The sequence below is a fragment of the Streptomyces sp. NPDC048197 genome (assembly GCF_043202395.1).
Taxonomy (GTDB): Bacteria; Actinomycetota; Actinomycetes; order Streptomycetales; family Streptomycetaceae; genus Streptomyces; species Streptomyces siderophoricus.
The window spans coordinates 1-20,625 of the sequence record NZ_JBIDAJ010000016.1 but is presented as its reverse complement, the minus strand read 5'-3'; the positions used below and the strand labels follow the sequence as shown (position 1 = coordinate 20,625).

Genomic DNA, 20,625 nt, shown 5'->3' with positions numbered 1-20,625 from the left:
CCACCCCGGCCCGGCGTGTGGCCTTCGCCACCTGCCCCTCTGTACCGGACGGATCCGGCCCGGTACGGTCGGCCCGGGGGCGGCCCGCAATCCGGGCCGCGAAGAAGACACAGGGGGTGGCTGTGCGCACGCGCAAGCCAGCACTGCCGGGACTGCGGTACCGGCGCAGGAAGAACGGACCGGACGGCACGGCGACGGACCTCTTCGTCGCCCGGGTGCACGCCGAACTCGCCGAGGAACTCCCCGACGAGGACCTGGGCGAGGACCTCGCCGACTTCCTGGAACGGTACGAGCCGGCCGGCGGACCCGGAGCCGACGCGGAGGCCGACGAGGAGTTCCTGGAGACGGTGCGGGAGGCGCACCACCGGATAGCACGCGGGTATTGAGGGGCCGCGTCGTAGGCTGCCCCCATGTGCGGAATCGTGGGTTATGTGGGCGGGCAGAGCGCCCTGGACGTCGTCCTGGCCGGGCTGAAGCGGCTGGAGTACCGCGGCTACGACTCGGCGGGCGTCGCCGTGCTGGCCGACGGCGGGCTGGCCGCGGCCAAGAAGGCCGGCAAACTCGCCAACCTGGAGAAGGAGCTGGCGGACCGTCCGCTGCCGGCCGGCTCCACCGCCATCGGGCACACCCGGTGGGCCACCCACGGCGGGCCCACCGACGAGAACGCCCACCCGCACCTGGACAACGCCGGGCGGGTCTCGGTGGTGCACAACGGCATCATCGAGAACTTCGCCGCGCTGCGCACCGAACTCACCGAGCGCGGCCACACCTTGGCGTCCGAGACCGACACCGAGGTCGTGGCCCATCTGCTCGCCGAGTGCTACTCCTCGTGCGGTGAGCTCGCCGAGGCGATGCGGCAGGTGTGCCGGCGGCTGGAGGGCGCGTTCACGCTGGTCGCGGTGCACGCCGACGAGCCCGACGTGGTCGTCGGTGCGCGCCGCAACTCCCCGCTGGTGGTGGGCATCGGCGACGGCGAGGCATTCCTGGCCTCCGACGTCGCGGCGTTCATCGCGCACACCCGCGAGGCGATCGAGCTGGGCCAGGACCAGGTCGTCGAGGCCCGCCGGGAGGGGGTGACGGTCACCGACTTCGACGGTGCGCCCGCGGACGTCCGCGAGTACCACGTCGACTGGGACGCCTCGGCCGCCGAGAAGGGCGGCTACGACTACTTCATGCTCAAGGAGATCGCCGAGCAGCCCAAGGCCGTCGCGGACACCCTGCTGGGCCGGATCGACGGTTCGGGGGTGCTCTCCCTGGACGAGGTGCGGATCCCGCCGGAGGTGCTGCGCGAGGTCGACAAGGTCGTCATCGTGGCGTGCGGGACCGCGTACCACGCCGGCATGATCGCCAAGTACGCGATCGAGCACTGGACCCGCATCCCCTGCGAGACGGAGCTGGCCAGCGAGTTCCGCTACCGCGACCCGATCCTGGACCGGCGCACGCTGGTGATCGCGATCAGCCAGTCCGGCGAGACCATGGACACCCTGATGGCCCTCCGGCACGCCCGCGAACAGGGCGCGAAGGTGCTCGCCATCTGCAACACCAACGGCTCGACGATCCCCCGCGAGTCGGACGCGGTGCTCTACACGCACGCCGGTCCCGAGGTCGCCGTGGCGTCCACGAAGGCGTTCCTGACCCAGCTGGTCGCCTGCTACCTGGTCGCGCTGTACGTCGCGCAGGTACGGGGCACGAAGTGGGGCGACGAGATCCGGGCGGTGGTGCGCGAACTGGCCGCCATCGGCACCCAGGTCGACCAGGTGCTCGGAACGATGGAGCCGGTACGGGAGCTGGCCCGCAGCCTCGCCGACAAGGACACCGTGCTGTTCCTCGGCCGGCACGTCGGCTACCCGGTGGCGCTGGAGGGCGCGCTCAAGCTCAAGGAGCTGGCGTACATGCACGCCGAGGGCTTCGCCGCCGGTGAGCTCAAGCACGGCCCGATCGCGCTGATCGAGGACGATCTGCCGGTCGTCGTCGTGGTCCCGTCGCCGCGCGGCCGGTCCGTACTGCACGACAAGATCGTCTCCAACATCCAGGAGATCCGGGCCCGCGGCGCCCGCACGATCGTGATCGCCGAGGAGGGCGACGAGGCCGTGGTGCCCTACGCCGACCACCTGGTGCGCATCCCGCACACACCCGTGCTGCTGCAGCCGCTGGTCTCCACCGTCCCGCTGCAGGTCTTCGCCTGCGAGCTGGCCACCGCCCGCGGCAACGAGGTCGACCAGCCGCGCAACCTCGCCAAGTCGGTGACGGTGGAGTGATCATCGGGGTGGGGATCGACGTCGCCGAGATCGACCGGTTCGCCGCGGCGCTGGACCGCACGCCCGAGCTGGCCGACCGGCTGTTCGTCGCGTCGGAACTGCTGCTGCCGAGCGGAGAGCGGCGCGGCACGGCGTCGCTCGCGGCCCGGTTCGCCGCCAAGGAGGCGGTGGCCAAGGCGCTGGGCGCGCCGGCCGGGCTGCACTGGACCGACGCCGAGGTGTACGTCGAGGACAGCGGGCGGCCCCGGCTGCGGGTGCGCGGCACGGTCGAGGCGTGCGCGGCCCGGCTCGGCGTACGGTCGTGGCACCTCTCGCTGAGCCATGACGCGGGGGTCGCTTCGGCCGTGGTGATCGCCGAGGGGTGACACTGGGGCCATGAGGACTGCCTACAGCGTGTCGACCGTGCGGGCCGCCGAGCGGGACCTGATGGCCCGTCTGCCGGAAGGGGCCCTGATGCAGCGGGCGGCGGCCGGACTGGCCGCCGCCTGCCGGGAGTTGCTGGGCCGGGTCTACGGCAGCCGGGTCGTGCTGCTGGTCGGCAGCGGGGACAACGGCGGGGACGCGCTGTACGCCGGGGCCCGGCTGGCCCGGCGCGGGGCCGGCGTGGTCGCCGTCCTGCTCTCGCCGGAACGGGCCCACCCGGGCGGCCTCGGCGCCCTGCGGGCGGCCGGCGGCCGGGTGTCGGACGACGCGCTGCGGGACCTCGCCCGGTGCGATCTGGTCGTGGACGGGATCGTGGGCATCGGCGGCCGCGGCGGACTGCGGCCGGACGCCGCCGAACTCGCCCGCGTGGCCTGGGAGTCGGCGCCCGTCGTGGCGGTCGACCTGCCCAGCGGGGTGGACGCGGACAGCGGCGAGGTGCGCGGGGAGGCGGTACGGGCCGATGCGACGGTGACGTTCGGGGCGTACAAGCCGGGCCTGCTGATCGATCCGGCCCGGGAGCGGGCGGGGGCGCTGCGGCTGGTGGACATCGGCCTGACGCTGCCCGGGGAGGCCGAGTTCGAGGCGCTGCAGCACGCGGACGTGGCGGAACTGCTGCCGCGCCCGGCGGCGGAGAGCGACAAGTACCGGCGGGGCGTGGTCGGTGTGGTCGCCGGGTCGGCGCGCTATCCGGGGGCGGCGGTGCTGGCGGTGGCCGGTGCGCTGCGCGGCGGGGCGGGGGCGGTCCGGTACGTCGGCCCGGCCGCGGACGCGGTGCTGGCCCGCTTCCCCGAGACGTTGGTGCACGCCGGGCCGCCGCACAAGGCCGGCCGGGTGCAGTCCTGGGTGATCGGTCCCGGCATCGGCGACGAATCGGACGCCCTGGAGGACGTGCTGGCCTCCGACGTACCGGTCCTGGTGGACGCGGACGGGCTGCGCTTCCTGACGCCGGAACGGGTCCGGGCGCGCACCGCCGAGACGCTGCTGACGCCGCACGCCGGGGAGGCGGCGGCGCTGCTGGGCCGCGGCCGCGACGAGGTCGAGGCGGAACGGCTCGCGTCCGTACGGGAACTGGCGGCGCGTTATGCCGCGACGGTGCTGCTGAAGGGCTCGACGACGCTGGTCGCGCGGGAGAGCGGCCCGGTGCGGGTGAACCCCACCGGCACCGGCTGGCTGGCCACGGCCGGCAGCGGTGACGTCCTGTCGGGCGTCACCGGCTCACTCCTCGCCGCCGGCCTGCCCGCCCGCGACGCGGCATCCGTCGGCGCGTACCTCCACGGCCTGGCGGCCCGCCGGGCGGCCGGCCCCGAGGGCGCCCCCATCCTCGCCACGGAGGTGGCGGACCATCTGGGGGCGGCTTGGCGCGATGTGACGGGGTGACAGGTACGGGGCCGGTTCGGCGCGGGGCCGTCCGGGGGGGGCTGTTGGGAATACCTGTCCTCCGCGCAGCGTTGTGGCCCCGCAGGGGGCGCTCGTGACCCTTACGGGGTCTGTTCGACCACCCCGTAGGGGCCCAAGCCGCCCCGCCCCCTCCCCGAGCCCCAAGCCGCCCGCCCCCGCCCCGCGTTACCCCGCCACCCGCCCCCTCCGCGCCTGACGCCTCCCGCCGCCGCCCACCTTCCGCCCCGCGTGACGCCGTTACGCGTTACGCCCCGCGGGGGAATGCCGCGGGCAGCAGGGCGAACCTCGTGGCCGGGCGGGCGGGACGGGGGTCCGGCCACGGCATGCGTGAGGGCATGAAACGCACGCTTGTGGCGCTGCTGGCCGGCGCCTCGCTGTTCCCGCTCGCCGGGCCGCCCGCGGTGGCCGTCGCCCCGTCAGCCGCCCGGCCCGCGGCCCCTGCCCGGTACGCGCCCTCCGCCGGACACGCACCCGGACACGCACCCGGGTACCCGGCCCGCACCCGGACCGCGGCCGCCGACCTCGTCCCCGGTGTCCCGCGCGGCCCGCAGCGCCCGGCGCCCGGGGGGCGGCTGCACATCGAGTACGTCCCCCGGTCCGAGGCGGGCCACGCTGCCCGGTCGGCGCGCTGCACCCGCTTCACCGGGCCGTTCCAGCGGCAGGCCGAGCGCTATCTGCGGCGGAAGCCGGACGGGCGGCAGAGCCGGGGGGACTGCCGGGCGATCCGGCGGTTCCAGCAGGCGCACCGGATCGCCCCGGCGACCGGTTACGCGGGGCCGGTCACCGGCGCCGTGGTGCGGCTGCTGCGGGCCGGGAAGGACCCCAACCGGGCCGGTCACTGCCCGGTCCGCGCGGAGCGGACCGCGTGCGTCGACCTGGACCGGCAGCTGATGTGGGTGCAGCAGGCCGGACGGGTGATCTTCGATCCGGTGCCGATCCGTTCCGGGCAGCCGACGATGGAGACCCGTATCGGGACGTACCGGATCTATCTGCGGCGCAGGAACCACATTTCGAACCTGTACCACACGCCGATGCCGTTCGCGCAGTTCTTCGACCGTGGGGAGGCGTTCCACGGCGTCGAGGACGACATCTACGAGGGACCCGGCTCGCACGGGTGCATCAATCTGACCTGGTCGGACGCGCGCAACCTCTGGTACGTGCTCAGGAAGCACGACCTCGTGTACGTCTGGGGGCGGAAACCCAGCGGGTGAGCACGGTTTTCGTGCCGGTCCCCCGGGGCGCCGGGCGAGCGCCTGCGACACTGAGGGGGATGAACGAGACAGCGAACCGTGCCCGTGCCGTCGTCGACCTCGCCGCCGTGCGGGCGAACGTCCGTGCCCTGCGGGAACGCGCCCCCGGGGCAGAGCTGATGGCCGTGGTCAAGTCCGACGGCTACGGACACGGCGCGGTGCCGTGTGCCCGGGCGGCCCGGGCGGCCGGCGCGACCTGGCTGGGCACCGCGCTCCCCGAGGAGGCGCTCGCCCTGCGCGCGGCCGGTGACACCGGGCGGCTGATGTGCTGGCTGTGGACGCCGGGCGGGCCCTGGCGGCGCGCGGTGGAGCAGGACATCGATGTCTCGGTGAGCGGCCTGTGGGCCCTGCGTGAGGTGACCGACGCGGCGCGGGCGGCCGGCCGTACCGCCCGCGTCCAGCTCAAGATCGACACCGGGCTCGGCCGCAACGGCTGCCCGCCCGCCGACTGGCCGGAGCTGACCGCCGCGGCCCGCGCCGCCGAGGTCACGGGCGCCCTGCGGGTCACCGGCGTCTGGTCGCACTTCGCCTGCGCCGACGAGCCCGGCCACCCCTCCATCGCGGCTCAGCTCGACGTCTTCCACCAGGCGCTGCGGACGGCGGAGTCGGCCGGGCTGCGCCCCGAGGTGCGGCACATCGCCAACACCCCGGCGACGCTCACCCTCCCTGAAGCCCACTTCGACCTGGTCCGTACCGGTATCGGTATCTACGGCATCTCACCGAGCCCCGAAGTCGGCACCTCCGAGGACTTCGGGCTGCGGCCCGCGATGACCCTGGAGGCCGCGCTCGCGTCGGTCAAGCGGGTCCCGGGCGGCCACGGCGTGTCGTACGGGCACCGGTACCTCACCCCCGGCGAGACGACGCTCGCGCTGGTCCCGCTCGGCTACGCCGACGGCATCCCGCGGCACGCCTCGGGCACCGGCCCGGTGCTGGTCGCCGGGAAGTGGCGGACGGTCGCCGGGCGGATCGCCATGGACCAGTTCGTCGTCGACCTGGGCGGCGACAGCGCCGAGGTGGGCGACCTCGCGGTGCTCTTCGGGCCCGGCGACCGCGGCGAGCCGACCGCGGAGGACTGGGGTCGGGCGGCCGGAACCATCGGGTACGAAATCGTCACCCGGATCGGAACCCGCGTCCCGCGCGTCTATGTGGACAGCGAGATGGACGGCGGGGTGTTCGGGGCAGACGGGGCAGAAGAGGCACAGGCGCCACACGAAGAGAACGGAACGGCAGTCGGAACGGAAGCCGGCACGGAAGAGAGCGCAGCGGACAGCGCGATCAGCACCGTGACGACCACCGCACCGGCCACCGCAGCACACAAAGCACCGACCACCGCACCGACCACCGCAACGACCCAGGCAACCGGCACCGCGACAGCCGGAACGGCCGATGGAGACACCGCGCTCACGGGGGGTACGGCATGACCGACGGCACTGAAGCCGCCGTGCAGGCGGTCGAGACGGCCGCCGAGGTGGCGGCCGAGGCCGCGAACAACTGGGCCAAGGCGGGCCGCCACGCCGGCATCGCCGGAGCCGCGATCGGTGTGGTCGCGGCCGGGGCGGCGGCCGGTGTGGCCATAGAGCGGCTGACGGTCGGCCGCGGGATGCGCCGCCGGGCCCGGCTCGCCCTGGACGCGGCCGGCCCGTACGGCACGCTGCGCGGCACGCCCGGCGCGGCGATCTCCGAGGACGGCACGGAGCTGTACTTCGAGATCGACGAGGTGGGCGCGGAGCCCGCCCGCCTGGAGAAGGGCGACCGCCGGGGCGGCAAACACGGCCGCAACGACCCGTCGGCCCGGCCCGTCCGCGGCAAGCAGGCCCGGGCCGCCCAGGAGGCCCAGGGCGGACTGCGCAAGCGGCTGACGGCGGCGCTGGGCCGGCGCCCGTCGGCCGCCCCGACGGTCGTCTTCAGCCACGGTTACTGCCTGAACCAGGACTCCTGGCACTTCCAGCGGGCCGCGCTGCGCGGCACGGTGCGCACCGTCCACTGGGACCAGCGCAGCCACGGCCGCTCGGCCCGCGGCCACGGCCAGATCGACGGCACCGAGAACGTCACCATCGACCTGCTCGGCCGGGATCTGAAGGCGGTGCTGGACGCCGCGGTGCCCGAGGGGCCGATCGTGCTGGTCGGGCACTCGATGGGCGGGATGACGGTGATGGCGCTGGCCGACCAGTTCCCCGAGTACGTCGCGGAACGGGTGATCGGCGTGGCCCTGATCGGCACGTCCGCGGGCCGGCTCAGCGAGGTCACCTACGGGCTGCCGTCGATGGGCATGAAGGCGTTCCACGCGCTCGCACCGGGCGTGCTCAAGGCACTGGGCTGGCAGCCCGAGCTGGTCGAACGCGGCCGGCGGGCCACTGCCGATCTGTTCGCCGGGTTGGTCAAGCGGTATTCGTTCGGCACGCCGGAGGACGTCGACCCGGGCATCGCGCGGTTCGGCGAGCGGCTGATCGAGGGCACCCCGATCGATGTGGTCGCCGAGTTCTTCCCGGCGTTCGCGGTGCACGACAAGACCGAGGCGCTGGTGGCGTACGACGCGGTGCCCGCGCTGGTGCTCGCCGGTGAGAGCGATCTGATCACCCCCGCCGACCACAGCCGGACGATCGCGGAGGTGCTGCCGGACGCGGAGCTGGTGTGTGTGCCCGGCGCCGGCCACCTGGTGATGCTGGAGCGGCCCGAACTGGTCAACGAGCACCTGGTGGCCCTCGTGGAACGCGCGGCGGCAGCGGCCCGCAGTTCGGGCCACGCACGGGCGTGAGGCGAGGTTCTGCCAGGGCGTAGCGGGCCGGCCGGGGCGGCGGGAGGCCCTGCCACGGCGTGGCGGTGCCGGTCAGGGGTGCTGGCCGGGCGACGCGAGAGGCTTCCGCCGCGCAGCGGTGTCGGTCAGGGGTGGTGGTCGGGCGACGCGAGAGGCTTCCGCCGCGCAGCGGTGTCGGTCAGGGGTGCTGGCCGGGCGACGGGTGGGCCGTACCATTTGCGGCATGAGCACCACCGCCCCCGTTGCGCATGTCACTGTCAAGTCCCCCGACCAGATGCAGGAGTTGGGCCGCAGACTGGCCCCGCTGCTGCGCCCCGGCGACCTGGTGCTGCTCACCGGTGAGCTGGGCGCCGGCAAGACCACACTGACCCGCGGGCTGGGCGAGGGCCTGGGCGTGCGCGGCGCCGTGACCTCGCCCACGTTCGTCATCGCCCGGGTGCACCCCTCCCTGACCGGCGGGCCGGCGCTGGTGCACGTCGACGCCTACCGGCTCGGCGGCGGGCTGGACGAGATGGAGGACCTGGACCTCGACGTCTCGCTGCCGGAGTCGGTGGTGGTCGTCGAGTGGGGTGAGGGCAAGGTCGAGGAGCTCTCCGAGGACCGGCTGCACGTCGTCATCGGGCGGGCCGTGGGCGCCGATGCCCCGGGTGGCGCCCACGGGCACCCGGAGGACGACGTGGACGACGTCCGTGAGGTGACGGTCAGCGGTTTCGGCGCGCGCTGGGCGGACGCCGGCCTGGCCGACCTGGGTATCTGACCCGGTCGACGATCCGGCCGATGATCCGGGTCCGACCCGGCTGAGGATCCGGCCGGCCTGGGGCTCCGGCCCGGCTGACGATCCCGGCCGGCCCGATCGGGCCGGTGGTCCCCTTGGGCGGGCGGATATCCGGCCGTGGGTCCCGTAGTTTCCGACAAGCCGTCGGCAAGATGTTGCGTACCCGGTACCGGGCGTGGTCACATGGGATGTGACCCCAGTTAGGTCAGCCTAAGTAACGAGCTCGCCGAGCTCGGAGGCGGCCTAGCTTCTGTCGCTTGCCCCAGGAGCCCCGGGAGGCGTCCATGCCGGCCCACCAGCACGACGCGCGCGAGACGCCGACGATGAACGAACTGCTGGCGGCGTGCGCCGCTGCCAGCGCCGTTTCCACGCCCCCCGACGCCCCCGAGGAGTCCCGGAAGGAACGCCCGGAAGCCCGTAAGGACCGGCCGGCGGACCGGCCCGCCGCCGCGGAGGAATCGCCGGCGGACGGCGAGGACGCCCCGGCGTCCACTCCGGGCCGCACCGCGGCATAGCCCGTACGGGTCAAGAATCCGCTGGGGTCCGCCCAGGGGACGCCCTTAGGCCACCACCACGACCTTGGTGCCCTGGAGTGCGAAATCCCACATCGCCTTGCCGTCGGGCCGGGACTCCCGGATGCCGCCGGTCTTCTTCTTGGAGGCGGGGTCGGGCCGGGAGCCGTCGACGGCCGCGCTGAAGCCGACCGGGACGCCGCCGACGCCGCCGAACAGCACCACGTGCTCGATCGCGACCCCGTCCGAGCCGGTGATGCTCACCGACCGCGAGGTCACCGCGTACGCGCCGGGCGGCGGGCTCACCGTGCTGGGCGCGACCTGGTACGTCCGCAGCGCCTTGCCGTTCGCGCCGACCAGCCAGACCCGCTTGGCGGCGAGCGAGTACACCACCCGCTTACCGGTGCCGGAGGCCGCCGGGACCGGTGTCGGAGCGGGCTTGCGGTGCTTCTTCCCGGAGCCGTCCTCGTGGCCCTTGGCGGTGCCGTGGTGACCCTTACGGGCCGGCGCGAGGGAGTCCGGGGCGGAGGCCGCGGCCTGGTAGCCGAGCACCCCGACCACGACCACGGCGGCCGTGGTCAGCGCGGTGACGATCGTGCTGCTCTTAGCGGGCACCGCTGTGCCACCTTTCCGTACGGGCCTGGACCACGGGCCGACGGTAGCACCGCGACGGGCACCACCCGCCGCGCCGTAGTCTTAAAGACGTGCTGCTGCTAGCTCTTGACACCGCCACCCCCGCCGTCACCGTCGCGCTCCATGACGGCGAGCGGGTCCTCGCCGAGTCCCGCCAGGTGGACGCGCGCCGGCACGGCGAGCTGCTGCTGCCCGCCGTCGACCGGGTGCTGGCCGAGGCCGGCCGCAAGCTCGACGAGGTCAGCGCCATCATCGCCGGGGTGGGCCCGGGGCCGTACACCGGACTGCGGGTCGGTCTGGTGACCGCCGCCACGTTCGGCGCGGCGCTCGACGTCCCCGTCCACGGCCTGTGCTCGCTCGACGGCCTGGCCCACGCCTCCGGCCTCACCGAGCCGTTCGTGGTCGCCACCGACGCCCGCCGCAAAGAGGTCTACTGGGCCCGCTACGAGGACGCCCGTACGCGCCTGACCGAGCCCGCCGTGGACCGCCCCGCCGACATCGCCGAGCAGGTGGCCGGCGTCCCGGCCGTCGGTGCGGGCGCGCTGCTCTACGACTCCGTCTTCACCGGCGTACGGCGGGACGCCCCCGAGCACCAGTCCGCCGGCGCGCTCGCCGAACTGGCCGCCGCCAAGCTGGCCGCGGGCGAGGAGCTGCTGCCGCCGCAGCCGCTGTACCTGCGCCGCCCGGACGCCCAGGTGCCCGCCAACTACAAGGTGGTCACCCCCAAGTGACCGGGCCGGCCGCCGAGCTGCGCGAGATGCGCTGGTGGGACATAGCCCCGGTGCTGGAGCTGGAGCGCCAGCTGTTCCCCGAGGACGCCTGGTCGCGCGGCATGTTCTGGTCCGAGCTGGCACACGCCCGCGGCCCGCGGGCCACCCGCCGCTACCTGGTCGCCGAACTCGCGGGCCGGCTGGTCGGCTACGCCGGGCTCGCCGCCGTCGACGGCACCGGCGACGTCCAGACCATCGCCGCCGCCCGCGACCAGTGGGGCACCGGCCTCGGCGCCCGGCTGCTGACCGAACTCCTCGGCGCCGCAACGGACTTCGAATGCCACGAGGTGCTGCTGGAGGTACGGGTCGACAACCTCCGCGCCCAGCGTCTCTACGAACGCTTCGGCTTCGAGCCGATCGGCTTCCGGCGCGGCTACTACCAGCCCGGCAACGTCGACGCCCTGGTGATGCGCCGCACCACCCAGACCTCCTCCGAAGCACCCTCCGTACAAGGAACCTGACAACCATGGCTGACTCACGCGGCGGACCGCTCGTCCTCGGCATCGAGACCTCCTGCGACGAGACCGGTGTCGGTATCGTCCGCGGCCACACCCTCCTCGCCGACGCGGTCGCCTCCAGCGTCGACGAACACGCCCGTTTCGGCGGCGTGGTGCCGGAGGTGGCCTCCCGCGCCCATCTGGAGGCGATGGTCCCCACCATCCAGCGCGCCCTGAAGGACGCCGGCGTCGCGGCGAGCGACCTCGACGGCATCGCGGTCACCGCGGGCCCGGGCCTGGCCGGCGCCCTGCTGGTCGGCGTCTCGGCCGCCAAGGCGTACGCCTACGCGCTCGGCAAGCCGCTCTACGGCGTCAACCACCTCGCCTCGCACATCTGCGTCGACCAGCTCGAACACGGCCCGCTGCCGGAGCCGACGATGGCGCTGCTGGTGAGCGGCGGCCACTCCTCGCTGCTGCTGGCCCCGGACATCACCTCCGACGTGCGCCCGCTCGGCTCGACCATCGACGACGCGGCCGGCGAGGCGTTCGACAAGATCGCCCGGGTGCTGAACCTCGGCTTCCCGGGCGGCCCGGTCATCGACCGCTACGCCCGCGAGGGCGACCCGGACGCGATCCGCTTCCCGCGCGGGCTGACCGGCCCCCGCGACCCCGCCTACGACTTCTCCTTCTCCGGCCTGAAGACGGCGGTGGCCCGCTGGATCGAGGCCAAGCGGGCGGCCGGCGAGGAGGTGCCGGTGGCGGACGTCTCGGCGTCCTTCCAGGAGGCCGTGGTGGATGTGCTGACCCGCAAGGCGGTACGCGCCTGCAAGGACAACGGCGTCGAGCACCTGATGATCGGCGGCGGCGTCGCGGCCAACTCCCGGCTGCGGGCGATGGCCCAGCGCCGCTGCGAGGACGCCGGGATCACGCTGCGGGTGCCGCGGCCCAAGCTGTGCACGGACAACGGCGCGATGGTCGCGGCCCTCGGCGCCGAGATGGTGGCGCGCGGCCGCGCGGCCTCCGCCTGGGACCTGTCCGCGGACTCCTCGCTCCCGGTCACCGAACCGCACGTCCCGGCGGAGACGCCCGAGGACGACGGCCACCACGGTCACGACCACGACCACGGCCATGGTCACAGCCACGGTGACGGCCACGGCCACGACCACGTCCACGAGCTGAGCAAGCAGAACCTCTACTCGTGAGCCTGCTCGTCATCTCATCTCCCGGTAGCTGCTCCTCAATTCCCCCTCGTGACGGGGCGTCGGTCCGGAATGTCGGCCTCCGGACCGGCGACATCTGAGGATCGGTGACAACCGCCGCCTCCCCGGACTCCGCGACCGCCGCGAGGTCTTACCCTGGTGCAGCACCGGGCGTGTGGGGAGGCGGCAGGCTGTGGACTGGTTCTGGTGGGTGTTCATCTTCTTCATGGCGGGCGGCTTCGCGAAGGTCGCGGACACCGCCCGTACGGCGCTGCGCACCCGCCACGAGCGCAAGATGGAGCGGCTGGCGTCCGCCCGTCAGGAACGGCAGGCGCTGGAGGCCTCCCAGAAGCCGCCGGAGCCGGTGTGCGGCTGCACCCACCACCTTGCGAAGCATGACAAAAAGGGCAAGTGTCATGAGCGGGTGGAGATCCCGGTCGCCTGGGACGCCGACCACAAGCCGGTCCAGTACGAGGCCGGCCAGTGCACCTGCCAGCAGTACGTCGGCCCGCAGCCGCTCTCCCAGATCTACGCCGAGGACCTCACCGACCTGGCCTGACCACCCGTCAGAACCCGTTGGCCGGCTGTCCCAGCAGCATCGTCGGCGCCCCCGCCACCCGGGTGAGGAAGATCGTGCAGGAACTGCCGCCGCCACCCAGCTTCAGCTTCTTGCGCAGCTCCTCCGGCTCCACCGCGGAACCCCGCTTCTTGATGACCGCGACACCGACCCCGCGCTCCCGCAGCAGCGCCTTCAGCCGTTTCACGTTGAACGGCAGCACATCGGTGATCGCGTAGGCGGTCGCGAAGGGTGTGGGGCGCAGCGTGTCGGCGGTGACGTACGCGATCGTCGGGTCGATCAGCCGCCCGCCGAGCCCGGCGGCGACCTCCGCGACGAGGTGGGCACGGATGACGGCACCGTCCGGCTCGTACAGATAGCGCCCCACCGGCCCGGGCTCCGGATCCGGCAGACCGGCCCCGAGCAGCGAGTCCCCACCCGGCAGCAACGTCGCCCGACGCCCACCGGGCACCGGCGCGTCGCCCCCGCCGGCCACTGGCTTCCCGCTTCCGCCGGGCACCGGCGCGTCGCCCCCGCCGGGCACCGGCTTCTCGCCTCCGCCGGGCACCGGCTCGTCTTCCCGGTCGGGCACCGGCTTCTCGCCTCCGCCGGGCACCGGCTCTCCGCCCCCACCGGGCCGGGCGAACCACACCACCGCCTCCTTCACCTCGCCCCCGTAGGAGATCCACTCCGTCTCGGCGTCCTCGGGCAGCGCCTCGTGCGGCACCCCCGGAGCGATCTTCAGCGCCGCGAACGGAGCGGTACGGGCGGCCTCGACGGCCCATGACAGCGGCGGCGAGTACGCCTCCGGATCGAAGATCCGGCCCCCGCGGGCCTTGGTGCGGCGCGCCGGGTCGACGAACACCGCGTCGTACCCGGTGGTGTCCACCTCCGTCACGTCCGCGCAGCGCACCTCGATCAGTTCCGCGAGCCCCAGTGCCTCGGCGTTCGCCCGTGCCGCCGCGCAGGCCAGCGGGTCCCGGTCGACGGCCAGCACCCGGATCCCGGCCCGCGCCAGCGCCAGCGCGTCCCCGCCGATCCCGCAGCACAGATCGGCCAGCGTTCGCACGCCGAGCCCGGCCAGCCGTGCCGCGCGGTGCGCGGCGACCGAGGCGCGGGTGGACTGCTCGACCCCGTTCGGTGTGAAGTACATCCGCTGCGCGTCGGCCCCGAACTTCACGGCCGCCCGCTGCCGGAGCCGCGCTTGGGTGAGCGCGGCGGAAACGAGCGGTGCGGCGTGGTCCCGCCGCAGCCGGGTGGCTGCCGCCAGCTCGTCGGCGGGGTCGTGGTCCCGCAGCTCCCACAGCAGGGCCTGCCCCTCCGGGGCAAGGAGAGCAGCGAAGTCATCGAGGGCCTGGTCGTCCGTCACGAAACCATTGTCTCCCCCTTCCCCACGTACCTGTCTGCGGCGCCGCGGGGCGTCTCGCCGGTGCGCTTTGCGGCGCCTCCCACGTACTTGGCCGTCCCGCCGCGGTGGTTGCTCGCCGTTGCGCTTTGCGGCGCCCCGCACGTACCCGTCTGTCCCGCCGTTGTTGCTTCTCGCCGTTGCGCCTGCGGCGGGCTGGGTTGGTTGTGGGTGCGGTGACGGGCCTCCGGGGCCGGTTGTGTGGACTGCTGACGCTTTACGTCCACACAACCGGCCCCTCCGGCCCGTCCCCTCCCGATGGGGGAGGGGAATGCGGTGGGTGGGGGCGGGCGTTGGGGATGCAAGGGGTTTTGGGGACCCGTAGGGGACGGTCGAACAGATCCCGTAGGGGTCGCGAGCGCCCCTCGCAGAGCCTCAACTCGACGGGCGGTGGAGGTATTCCCGGCACCCTCGACGCGACGCACAGCCATGACGACGACGCCCGCCCCCACCGGCCTCTCCCCCCCACTCACGGGAGGGGCTGGACCGGAGGACGAAGTCTGGAGGGCCGGCACCGCACCCAAAACACAAACGCCCGCCGCCAGGCGCAACGGCGAACAAGCCCCGCGACGGGACCGACAACTACGTACGCGGCGCCGCAAAGCGTGCAATGGCGAGAAGCCTCGCGGCGGGACGGCCAGCTACGTACGCGGCGCCGCAAAGCGCAATGGCGAGAAGCCCCGCGGCGGGACGGCCAGCCACGTACGCGGCGCCGCAAAGCGCAACGGCGAGCAACAACCGCGGCGGGACAGACAACTACGTGCGCGGCGCCGCAAAGCGCGCAACGGCGAGCAACAACCGCGGCGGGAAAGCCAAGTACGTGGGAGGAGAAAAGTCACCGCACCGGCTCGCGTCGTTTTTGGGCGTGGTCGCTGATGCGTAGGAGTATCGCCACCATCACCCAGTTCGCGACCAGCGACGAGCCTCCCTTGGCGAGGAAGGGGAGGGCCTTGCCCGTGAGGGGGATGAGACCGGTGACGCCGCCGGAGACGACGAAGACCTGGAGCAGCAGTGCGCCGGCGAGGCCGACCGCGAGGAGTTTGCTGAAGGGGTCGCGGGCGGTCAGCCCCACCCGCAGGCCGCGCTGGGCGAGCAGGACGTAGAGCATCAGGACGGCCATCGTCCCGGCGAGGCCCAGTTCCTCCCCGACGGTGGTGAGGATGAAGTCGCTGTTGCCGGCGAAGCCGACCAGCTCGGGGTGGCCCTGGCCGAGGCCGGTGCCGCTGATGCCGCCGCTGCCGAAGCTGAACAGCGCATCGGCCAGCTGCTGGGACATGCCCTCGGCTCGGCCCTGTTTGGTGTACGCGCGCATCGGGTCCAGCCAGGCGGTGACCCGGCCGTGCACATGCGGTTCGAGGGAGCCGACGACGGCCGCGCCGGCGATGGCCATCAGCAGACCGCACACCACCCAGCTGGTGCGGTCGGTGGCCATGTAGAGCATGATCACGAAGACGCCGAAGAAGATCAGCGAGGTGCCCAGGTCCCGTTCGAAGATCAGCACCAGCAGGCTGATCGCCCAGATCGTGAAGATCGGGCCGAGCTGTCGCCCCGGGGGCAGCTGGATGCCCATGACGCGGCGGCCGGCCAGCGCCAGGGCGTCGCGGTTGACGGTGAGGTAGCCGGCGAAGAACACCGAGATCATGATCTTCACGAACTCGCCGGGCTGGAGCGACAGCGGCCCGAGCAGGATCCACCGCTTCGCGCCGTACATGTCCGCGCCGAAGAAGGCCGGCGCCATCAGGAGCACCAGCGCCACCGCCATCGTCAGATAGATGTAGCGCTGCAGGATGCGGTGGTCGCGCAGCACCAGCAGGATGGCGATGCAGACCGCCACCCCGATCACCGTCCACACCAGCTGCCCGCTGGCCGCCTCGGCGATCTTCGGGTGGCGGGTCTGGGCGTACGTGACGTCCAGGCGGTGCAGCAGGACCAGGCCGATCCCGGTCAGCAGCGTCGCCAGCGGCAGGATCAGCGGGTCGGCGCGCCGGGCGAAGCGGCGCAGGACCAGGTGCGGGACCAGTGCCACGAAGAGCATGCTGATCGCGAAGCCGGGCAGCCCGCCGGGCAGTCGGCCGGTCATCGACAGGCCGGTGTACGCGTAGCCGAAGACGGCGATCGCGACGACGAGGGCGAGCAGCCGGGCCTCGGTCCGCCGGCGGTTCGGTGCCTGGGCGAGCGCGGCGAACGTCATGGTGCGTTCGGCATCGCTCTCCGGCTCCCCGGCCGCCCGGGAAGCGCTGGTCAGTCCACGCACGGTTCCTCCGCCATCGATGGTCAGGGCCGCCGGCCCGGAACCGGGTCGCACATGTCGCAAGCACGTCGCCCACGCCCCACGCGTCGTCTGCGTGGTGCGCACGGCACCTCGCAAGGGTGGAGACGTCGCACGCGTGGCGCACACGGTTCACCGGCTCGGCAGTCGGGGAGGTAGACGAAGCAGCCGGTGGCGTGGTTGCGAGGGAAGGGGAAGGTGTGTCCGATTTGGCGGGGATCACCGCCGCCCGTCCACCTGGTACGGACCGGCGGTCAACCCGCGTCGCACGATGCACCCCCGCCGCGCTGGCACTCCGCTTGACCGAGTGCTAACCGCGTCATAGTCTCGGCGTTGGCACTCTCCGAGGGGGAGTGCCAGACACACAGCGACGGGCAGGTCCGGCACCCGCGACGACGGATCCACCTGGTCGCCACCTCAGACAGTTAACCCCGTGAGATCTCCGAAGGGGGAGGTCGGATCGTGACGACCGCCAGCTCCAAGGTTGCCATCAAGCCGCTCGAGGACCGCATTGTGGTCCAGCCGCTCGACGCCGAGCAGACCACGGCTTCGGGCCTGGTCATTCCGGACACCGCCAAGGAGAAGCCCCAGGAGGGCGTCGTCCTGGCCGTGGGCCCGGGCCGCTTCGAGGACGGCAAGCGCGTCGAGCTCGACGTCACCGTTGGCGACGTCGTGCTTTACAGCAAGTACGGCGGCACCGAGGTGAAGTACAACAACGAGGAGTACCTCGTTCTCTCGGCTCGCGACGTTCTCGCGATCGTCGAGAAGTAAGTCACCCGATTTGCCGTGATCTGCGCCCCTGGTTCCCGCGTCTAAACAACCCGGGGCAGGGGCGCAGTTCCGTTTGAGACAGCGGTCCCCACTGCGTGCCGAGGATCGCAATGAGAGGACTTGAAGCAACCCATGGCGAAGATCCTGAAGTTCGACGAGGACGCCCGTCGCGCCCTTGAGCGCGGCGTCAACAAGCTTGCCGACACGGTCAAGGTGACGATCGGCCCCAAGGGCCGCAACGTCGTCATCGACAAGAAGTTCGGCGCCCCCACCATCACCAACGACGGTGTCACCATCGCCCGTGAGGTCGAGGTCGACGACCCGTACGAGAACCTGGGCGCCCAGCTCGTCAAGGAGGTGGCGACCAAGACCAACGACATCGCGGGTGACGGCACCACCACCGCCACCGTGCTGGCCCAGGCGCTGGTCCGCGAGGGCCTCCGCAACGTCGCCGCGGGTGCTTCCCCGGCCGCCCTGAAGAAGGGCATCGACGCCGCCGTCAAGGCCGTGTCCGAGGAGCTCCTCGCGACCGCCCGGCCGATCGACGACAAGACCGACATCGCCGCCGTGGCCGGCCTGTCCGCGCAGGACAAGCAGGTCGGCGAGCTCATCGCCGAGGCGATGGACAAGGTCGGCAAGGACGGTGTGATCACCGTCGAGGAGTCCAACACCTTCGGCCTGGAGCTCGACTTCACCGAGGGCATGGCCTTCGACAAGGGCTACCTCTCGCCGTACATGGTCACCGACCAGGAGCGTATGGAGGCCGTCCTCGAGGACCCGTACATCCTGATCCACCAGGGCAAGATCGCCTCGATCCAGGACCTGCTGCCGCTGCTGGAGAAGGTCATCCAGGCGGGTGGCTCCAAGCCGCTGCTGATCATCGCCGAGGACGTCGAGGGCGAGGCCCTGTCGACCCTGGTCGTCAACAAGATCCGCGGCACCTTCAACGCGGTGGCCGTCAAGGCCCCCGGCTTCGGTGACCGCCGCAAGGCGATGCTCGGCGACATGGCCACCCTCACCGGTGCCACCGTCATCGCCGAGGAGGTCGGCCTCAAGCTCGACCAGGCCGGTCTGGACGTGCTGGGCTCCGCCCGCCGCGTGACCGTCACCAAGGACGACACCACCATCGTCGACGGCGGTGGCAAGGCCGAGGACGTCGCCGGCCGCGTCGCCCAGATCAAGGCCGAGATCGAGACCACCGACTCCGACTGGGACCGCGAGAAGCTCCAGGAGCGCCTCGCCAAGCTCGCCGGCGGCGTGTGCGTCATCCGTGTGGGTGCGGCCACCGAGGTCGAGCTCAAGGAGAAGAAGCACCGTCTGGAGGACGCCATCTCCGCGACCCGCGCCGCGGTCGAGGAGGGCATCGTCTCCGGTGGTGGCTCCGCGCTGGTCCACGCCGCCAAGGTGCTGGACGGCTCCCTCGGCAAGGAGGGCGACGAGGCCACCGGTGTCGCCGTCGTCCGCCGCGCCGTCGTCGAGCCGCTGCGCTGGATCGCGGAGAACGCCGGCCTCGAGGGCTACGTCATCACCGCGAAGGTCGCCGAGCAGGACAAGGGCCAGGGCTTCAACGCCGCCACCGGCGAGTACGGCGACCTGGTCAAGGCCGGCGTCATCGACCCGGTGAAGGTCACCCGCTCCGCCCTGGAGAACGCCGCCTCCATCGCCTCGCTGCTCCTGACGACCGAGACCCTCGTCGTCGAGAAGCCCGCCGAGGACGAGGCCGCCGAGGCCGGCCACGGCCACGGCCACGCACACTGACGCGCCGTACGGGCCGGGGGCGGCACCCCGCCGCCCCTCGCTGACCCACGGAACCCGGTCCCGCTTCGGCGGGGCCGGGTTTCGGGGTTGTGGGGCCGCGGTTTCCGGGGCTCTACGGCTCGGGCGGTGGTCCGGCCGGGGCGGGCGGGTCAGGCCGAGTGGTGCAGATGCTCCGGGCGGACCGGGTCGGTGAACGGGAGACCGCGGGCGTAGCGTTCCAGGGCGTCCAGCGCGTGGTCGGCCAGGCGGTGGAGCTCGGTGCCGAGGGAGCCGGCGACGTGCGGGGTGAGCAGCACGTTCGGCAGGTCGTACAACGGCGAGTCGGGGGGCGGGAGTTCGGGCTCGGTGACGTCCAGGACCGCGTTGAGGCGGCCGGTGAGCAACTCGGGCAGCAGGGCCGTCCCGTCGACGAGTGAGCCGCGGGCGGTGTTGATCAGCGTCGCCCCGTCGGGCATCAGGGCCAGTTCCCGTACGCCGAGCATATGGCGGGTGGCGGGCAGCTGCGGGGCGTGCACGGTGACCACGTCGCTGTCCGCGCACAGCGTGTCCAGCGGCACCGGCCGGGCGCCCAGACGGGCGGCCTCGGCGGCGTCGACGTACGGGTCGTGCAGCAGCACGCGCAGGTCGAAGGGGCGCAGCAGTTCGATGACGCGGCGCCCGATGCGGGAGGCGCCGATGACGCCGACGGTGCGGTGGTAGTTGCCGGCGCCGGCGAGTTCCCGCTGCCAGTCGTGCGGGCCGCGCACGGTGCGGTAACGGTGCGCGGAGTGCAGCACGCCCTTGTTGGCGAGCAGGATCGCGGCGAGCGTGTACTCGGCGACGGGCAGTGCGTTGGCGGCGGCGGCCGAGGTGACCGCGAGGCCGCGTTCCCAGCAGGCGTCGGTGAGGTGGTGTTTGACCGAACCGGCGGCGTGGATGACGGCACGCAGCCGGGGCGCCGCGTCCAGCACCCGCGCGGTGAGCGGCGGCGCGCCCCAGCAGGTGAGCAGGACCTCGGCGTCGGCGAGGGCGGCGGCGACCGCGGGGGGCGGGTCGGCCAGTTCGTGCGCGACGAGGTGGGGGTCGGTGCGGGCGAGCGCCGCGAGGCGGCTGCGGTGACGGGCGTCGAGCAGCCGGTCGGCGATGCCGGGCCCCATCGACAGCAGCAACGCGGGCCGCATCGGGGGCGTTTCCGCAGGTCCGTCGGGTTTGTCAGTGGTGGGGTGCATGGTGAGAAGGGTGCCTCGCACGTACCCGTCTCTCCCGCCGTTCCGCTGCGCTTTGCGGTGCCTCCCACGTAGTTGGCTGTCCCGCCGCGGGGCTCGCTCGCCGTGGCGCTTTGCGGCGTCCCGTACGTGGCTGTCTGCGGCGTCGCGGTGGTTTCTCGCCGTTGCGCCTGCGGCGGGCTGGGTGGGTGTTGGGTGCGGTGCCAGCCCTACAGACTTCGTCCTCCGGTCTGTCCCCTCCCGTTGGGGGA

Annotated in this window: 19 protein-coding genes; 15 read left to right on the top strand and 4 right to left on the bottom strand. The window is 73.1% G+C overall.

Going from position 1 to position 20,625, the window contains the following annotated elements:
- Window positions 1–116 precede the first annotated feature (116 nt).
- The 9 genes from ACGF4C_RS21445 (at window position 117) to ACGF4C_RS21405 (ending at window position 9,374) form a co-directional block, all read left to right on the top strand.
- Window positions 117–386, top strand: a complete 270-nt coding sequence (locus ACGF4C_RS21445) for a hypothetical protein (protein ID WP_030413037.1) — start codon at window positions 117–119, stop codon at window positions 384–386.
- A 24-nt stretch (window positions 387–410) separates the two neighbouring features.
- Window positions 411–2,258, top strand: a complete 1,848-nt coding sequence (gene glmS, locus ACGF4C_RS21440) for a glutamine--fructose-6-phosphate transaminase (isomerizing) (protein ID WP_393568329.1) — start codon at window positions 411–413, stop codon at window positions 2,256–2,258.
- Window positions 2,255–2,623: a holo-ACP synthase gene (locus ACGF4C_RS21435; RefSeq protein WP_030413039.1), complete on the top strand. Its 369-nt coding sequence runs from the start codon at window positions 2,255–2,257 to the stop codon at window positions 2,621–2,623. Before glmS ends, ACGF4C_RS21435 begins: the two co-directional genes overlap by 4 nt.
- Before the next feature lie 10 nt (window positions 2,624–2,633).
- The gene (locus ACGF4C_RS21430) at window positions 2,634–4,058 is read left to right on the top strand and encodes an NAD(P)H-hydrate dehydratase (RefSeq protein WP_393568327.1); all 1,425 of its coding nucleotides are present in this window, start codon (window positions 2,634–2,636) and stop codon (window positions 4,056–4,058) included.
- A 356-nt stretch (window positions 4,059–4,414) separates the two neighbouring features.
- The gene (locus ACGF4C_RS21425; RefSeq protein WP_393568325.1) at window positions 4,415–5,290 is read left to right on the top strand and encodes a L,D-transpeptidase family protein; all 876 of its coding nucleotides are present in this window, start codon (window positions 4,415–4,417) and stop codon (window positions 5,288–5,290) included.
- A gap of 59 nt (window positions 5,291–5,349) precedes the next feature.
- Complete coding sequence (alr, locus tag ACGF4C_RS21420) at window positions 5,350–6,750, top strand: alanine racemase (RefSeq protein ID WP_393568323.1); 1,401 nt, start codon at window positions 5,350–5,352, stop codon at window positions 6,748–6,750.
- Window positions 6,747–8,084, top strand: a complete 1,338-nt coding sequence (locus ACGF4C_RS21415) for an alpha/beta fold hydrolase (protein ID WP_393568321.1) — start codon at window positions 6,747–6,749, stop codon at window positions 8,082–8,084. The genes alr and ACGF4C_RS21415 overlap by 4 nt, the downstream gene beginning before the upstream one ends.
- A 223-nt stretch (window positions 8,085–8,307) precedes the next feature.
- Window positions 8,308–8,841 carry a tRNA (adenosine(37)-N6)-threonylcarbamoyltransferase complex ATPase subunit type 1 TsaE gene (tsaE, locus tag ACGF4C_RS21410; protein WP_030417072.1) on the top strand — a complete coding sequence of 178 codons (534 nt, stop codon included), beginning with the start codon at window positions 8,308–8,310 and terminating at the stop codon, window positions 8,839–8,841.
- 302 nt (window positions 8,842–9,143) lie between these two features.
- A complete protein-coding gene (locus ACGF4C_RS21405; RefSeq protein WP_393568319.1) occupies window positions 9,144–9,374 on the top strand; it encodes a hypothetical protein in 231 nt (76 codons plus the stop codon).
- A 45-nt stretch (window positions 9,375–9,419) separates the two neighbouring features.
- Here the strand turns inward: ACGF4C_RS21405 and ACGF4C_RS21400 are convergent, their stop codons facing one another.
- A complete protein-coding gene (locus ACGF4C_RS21400; RefSeq protein ID WP_393568317.1) occupies window positions 9,420–9,986 on the bottom strand; it encodes a hypothetical protein in 567 nt (188 codons plus the stop codon).
- 89 nt (window positions 9,987–10,075) lie between these two features.
- Between ACGF4C_RS21400 and tsaB the strand changes: the two genes are divergently transcribed.
- From tsaB to ACGF4C_RS21380, 4 genes are all read left to right on the top strand, one after another.
- Window positions 10,076–10,735 (top strand): tRNA (adenosine(37)-N6)-threonylcarbamoyltransferase complex dimerization subunit type 1 TsaB, encoded by a 660-nt coding sequence (gene tsaB, locus ACGF4C_RS21395; RefSeq protein ID WP_393568315.1) that lies wholly within the window; start codon window positions 10,076–10,078, stop codon window positions 10,733–10,735.
- On the top strand, window positions 10,732–11,235 hold the full coding sequence (gene rimI / locus ACGF4C_RS21390; protein ID WP_393568314.1) for a ribosomal protein S18-alanine N-acetyltransferase: 504 nt from the start codon (window positions 10,732–10,734) through the stop codon (window positions 11,233–11,235). Before tsaB ends, rimI begins: the two co-directional genes overlap by 4 nt.
- 5 nt (window positions 11,236–11,240) lie before the next feature.
- A complete protein-coding gene (gene tsaD, locus ACGF4C_RS21385; protein WP_393568312.1) occupies window positions 11,241–12,413 on the top strand; it encodes a tRNA (adenosine(37)-N6)-threonylcarbamoyltransferase complex transferase subunit TsaD in 1,173 nt (390 codons plus the stop codon).
- Window positions 12,414–12,603: 190 nt separating this feature from the next.
- Window positions 12,604–12,969 carry a hypothetical protein gene (locus tag ACGF4C_RS21380; protein ID WP_030417077.1) on the top strand — a complete coding sequence of 122 codons (366 nt, stop codon included), beginning with the start codon at window positions 12,604–12,606 and terminating at the stop codon, window positions 12,967–12,969.
- Between the two features lie 7 nt (window positions 12,970–12,976).
- Here ACGF4C_RS21380 and ACGF4C_RS21375 read toward each other — a convergent pair whose 3' ends face one another.
- Together ACGF4C_RS21375 and ACGF4C_RS21370 are read right to left on the bottom strand one after the other, a co-directional pair.
- Complete coding sequence (locus ACGF4C_RS21375) at window positions 12,977–14,335, bottom strand: methyltransferase domain-containing protein (RefSeq protein WP_393568311.1); 1,359 nt, start codon at window positions 14,333–14,335, stop codon at window positions 12,977–12,979.
- Window positions 14,336–15,206: 871 nt separating this feature from the next.
- Complete coding sequence (locus tag ACGF4C_RS21370; RefSeq protein WP_393568518.1) at window positions 15,207–16,562, bottom strand: FtsW/RodA/SpoVE family cell cycle protein; 1,356 nt, start codon at window positions 16,560–16,562, stop codon at window positions 15,207–15,209.
- 540 nt (window positions 16,563–17,102) lie between these two features.
- Between ACGF4C_RS21370 and groES the strand changes: the two genes are divergently transcribed.
- Window positions 17,103–17,411, top strand: a complete 309-nt coding sequence (gene groES, locus ACGF4C_RS21365; protein WP_030417080.1) for a co-chaperone GroES — start codon at window positions 17,103–17,105, stop codon at window positions 17,409–17,411.
- Window positions 17,412–17,543: 132 nt separating this feature from the next.
- Window positions 17,544–19,169 (top strand): chaperonin GroEL, encoded by a 1,626-nt coding sequence (groL, locus tag ACGF4C_RS21360; RefSeq protein WP_393568309.1) that lies wholly within the window; start codon window positions 17,544–17,546, stop codon window positions 19,167–19,169.
- A gap of 149 nt (window positions 19,170–19,318) precedes the next feature.
- Here the strand turns inward: groL and ACGF4C_RS21355 are convergent, their stop codons facing one another.
- Window positions 19,319–20,377: a hydroxyacid dehydrogenase gene (locus ACGF4C_RS21355; RefSeq protein WP_393568307.1), complete on the bottom strand. Its 1,059-nt coding sequence runs from the start codon at window positions 20,375–20,377 to the stop codon at window positions 19,319–19,321.
- Between the last annotated feature and the right edge of the window lie 248 nt (window positions 20,378–20,625).

Coding starts and splice junctions, on each gene's coding strand:
- ACGF4C_RS21355 (WP_393568307.1), bottom strand. CDS start 20,377: ATGCACCCCACCACTGACAAACCCGACGGACCTGCGGAAACGCCCCCG.
- tsaE (WP_030417072.1), top strand. CDS start 8,308: ATGAGCACCACCGCCCCCGTTGCGCATGTCACTGTCAAGTCCCCCGAC.
- ACGF4C_RS21415 (WP_393568321.1), top strand. CDS start 6,747: ATGACCGACGGCACTGAAGCCGCCGTGCAGGCGGTCGAGACGGCCGCC.
- ACGF4C_RS21430 (WP_393568327.1), top strand. CDS start 2,634: ATGAGGACTGCCTACAGCGTGTCGACCGTGCGGGCCGCCGAGCGGGAC.
- groL (WP_393568309.1), top strand. CDS start 17,544: ATGGCGAAGATCCTGAAGTTCGACGAGGACGCCCGTCGCGCCCTTGAG.
- ACGF4C_RS21405 (WP_393568319.1), top strand. CDS start 9,144: ATGCCGGCCCACCAGCACGACGCGCGCGAGACGCCGACGATGAACGAA.
- alr (WP_393568323.1), top strand. CDS start 5,350: ATGAACGAGACAGCGAACCGTGCCCGTGCCGTCGTCGACCTCGCCGCC.
- ACGF4C_RS21425 (WP_393568325.1), top strand. CDS start 4,415: ATGAAACGCACGCTTGTGGCGCTGCTGGCCGGCGCCTCGCTGTTCCCG.
- tsaD (WP_393568312.1), top strand. CDS start 11,241: ATGGCTGACTCACGCGGCGGACCGCTCGTCCTCGGCATCGAGACCTCC.
- ACGF4C_RS21370 (WP_393568518.1), bottom strand. CDS start 16,562: ATGACGTTCGCCGCGCTCGCCCAGGCACCGAACCGCCGGCGGACCGAG.
- glmS (WP_393568329.1), top strand. CDS start 411: ATGTGCGGAATCGTGGGTTATGTGGGCGGGCAGAGCGCCCTGGACGTC.